The 2605-nt window shown below is 35.2% G+C and carries 2 protein-coding genes; both read right to left on the bottom strand.

The features are described from left to right. Window positions 1-58: 58 nt before the first annotated feature. Window positions 59-874 carry a dGTP triphosphohydrolase gene (dgt, locus tag CHL74_RS15160; RefSeq protein WP_094881991.1) on the bottom strand — a complete coding sequence of 272 codons (816 nt, stop codon included), beginning with the start codon at window positions 872-874 and terminating at the stop codon, window positions 59-61. Window positions 875-950: 76 nt separating this feature from the next. Next, complete coding sequence (locus CHL74_RS15155) at window positions 951-2024, bottom strand: glycosyltransferase WbsX family protein (RefSeq protein ID WP_094881990.1); 1074 nt, start codon at window positions 2022-2024, stop codon at window positions 951-953. Window positions 2025-2605: the final 581 nt, after the last annotated feature.

The following is a 2605-nucleotide window of genomic DNA, read 5'->3' as shown; positions in this document are numbered from 1 at the left end:
AAGTCCCTTGTACATATTAATGCTGACATCATTTTTCATACAGCAAAGGTAAACATCTTTACGGAAAATCTATCATGTATCGTTGATATATTTGGGTAGGGATGCCACGGACTTTATCGGATGAGCCAGATATACTTCTACTTTTATCTTTGGGGCCAAAATTTGGATACTTGATGAAAGCTGCAAGAGAGGCACTTGTTAGGTTCAAACCGTACAAGTCATTCAAGAACTGCAACTTGGTAAGCACTCGGAAGCCTTGTGCATTTCCATCAAAACATGTAAAATCCAATTTTGACAGATTATTATCATCAAGAAAAGCCGACAAATCCTTTACAACTGAATCTTGTTCACCATCCTTCGCAGTTTTCAACATTCCAAGAATTATAGGATGGTGAAACACATGCGTTTTTTCAGATTGATTCAAATCGTCTTTCAAATCGTTAAACAATCTCTCAAAATAACATTGTAAAGCAGTTTCACCAAAATGTCCAAATGGAGGATTACCGATGTCGTGAGCCAGACAAATAGTAGCAAGTAAAGAGTCAAAATCTCTCAACTTTCTGATGCATTGATTAGCATCACTAGCATCAACTCCAATCTTCTCCTTGAAAGCTGGTATTTCGAACAAATTCAATGCAAAAGAATGTCCAATGCTCATCACCTCCATAGAATGCGTGAGACGAGAATGAATATTATCATCCGATGTCAAAGGAAAAACCTGCGTCTTATCATGTAGACGGCGACAAGCCGAGCTAAATATCACACGTCCCAAATCACTCTCTATCGGAGAGCGATAATCATATTTCATTTCATGATTGGCTCGACGCCCATCAGTCTGAGAAGGGCGGAGCCGTATGCCAGAAAATAAATCCATAAGATATAATATAGTAAAATTCAAATCATTAGTATCCCTTTAAATCGGGAAACTAATGACAGGAAGAGCCCAAATACTATTTAGACCATCTACTACGCCCCTTTTTCAATGCTTCAAGAACGCCACGTCCATATTGTAAGTCTGGTTCCAAATAATTACCTTCTCCCCATTCATTCCATGATTTCACAATCACTAAATCATTTGACTTATTTGTTACTACTTCCTCCACATTTTCAACTAATTTTTGGAAATACTTAGGTTCAGAATGGATAAACATTGCATTTTGGGCACCAGAACGAGGTGAATGATCCCAATTTGGGGCAATTGAAGGTATCACATCCTCCTTTTTTTCTTCATCAGTTAACATATATTTTATAGCCTCACCATAATTGAATACCATAGGATGATGCATTATTTTATTAAGAAGGAACCGTATTCCTTTCTTCCATTTTGGCTCACGATGTAATATTCCAAAAATATTATCATTATAGACCGCATCAAAGCCATAACCCAAAATCTTCGTTTTATCGGTACTGTATTTATCTTTACCTATAAAAAAGAAATCGTTCAATCCGTTTTCTTTTGCATATTGCCGCCAATTTTGAATAAACTCCTTTATATGAGGATTTGCAAGCGGTTGATATATTATAAAAACCAACTTACCATTATGGCGTAAATATCTATGATCTTTAAAGGCTGGAAGCATTGTATTGAAATGTAACGCATCATCTTCCTCTCCGAGATATTGCTGCTCAATCAGTAGTTGATCTTTACCTTTTCCTCCCCACGCTTTCTTATACCAAGAATGGTTAGCCCATCCTAAACAGAAAGGAAAGTCAGGTTCACCAGACTTAACAACCTCATCAAAAGGCAAATTAAGCAATCGTTTGCCATTACCAAACCAATAATGCCAATAACAGAAAGCGTCTATTCCATACTCTTTGGCAAACTCTGCCTGTTGTTTTCGAGTCTCAGGAACACGTAAGTCGTAATAGCCTAAATCGGCTGGCACTTTAGGCTGTACATGTCCTTTAAATAACGGTTTTGCCAAAACCGTAGAACGCCAATCTGTGAAACCAGGTCCCCACCATTCATCATTCTCTTTGGTAGGATGATACTGTGGAAGATAAAATGCAATAAATTTTGCCATGTTTATTTAAATTTTAATGCTAAACGTTTATCAAATTGATACAATGCAATTGCTGTAAGAACAGAAATGCTATAAAAAACCAAGATACTTAATAATGAGTTATCACCACTAAGTAAATTCAAAAATTTACAATGAGTAAGATATAGCTCATACGATATTATTCCTAACCAAGAGAAAAAGCGAAACTTAATGCCTCTATTTGCTATTACTACATATAAAATAATTACCCCCAGCGAGATATTCCATTTTATAATCATCTGGATAACATTATACAAAACAGTACCTTCAAAATCTCGAATAATAGAAATTTGTTTTAATACAAGAAAACTCATACCTACAAGAAATAAGATCCCCCCCCATTTAGATATTTCCGACACATTAACTTCTTAATATTACTGAATTCAGAAATAAACATACCACTTAGAAAACTAATAGATTGTTCCGCTTCAATCTCTGGTAATATCAGTAAGAATATTAATCCACAAAACGTCAGAATCCGTATTCTTTTGTGTGAGAAATATTTAGTTGAAAAATAAAAGAGTAAATACCAATAAAACAGATACCTTATATACCAATTTCTA

This window comes from Prevotella sp. 885 (genome assembly GCF_002265625.1).
Lineage (GTDB): Bacteria > Bacteroidota > Bacteroidia > Bacteroidales > Bacteroidaceae > Prevotella.
This window is presented reverse-complemented; position numbering and strand designations above follow the sequence as displayed.

Excerpts from the sequence above, each read along its gene's own strand:
- CHL74_RS15155 (WP_094881990.1), bottom strand. The coding sequence starts at position 2,024 with ATGGCAAAATTTATTGCATTTTATCTTCCACAGTATCATCCTACCAAA.
- dgt (WP_094881991.1), bottom strand. The coding sequence starts at position 874 with ATGGATTTATTTTCTGGCATACGGCTCCGCCCTTCTCAGACTGATGGG.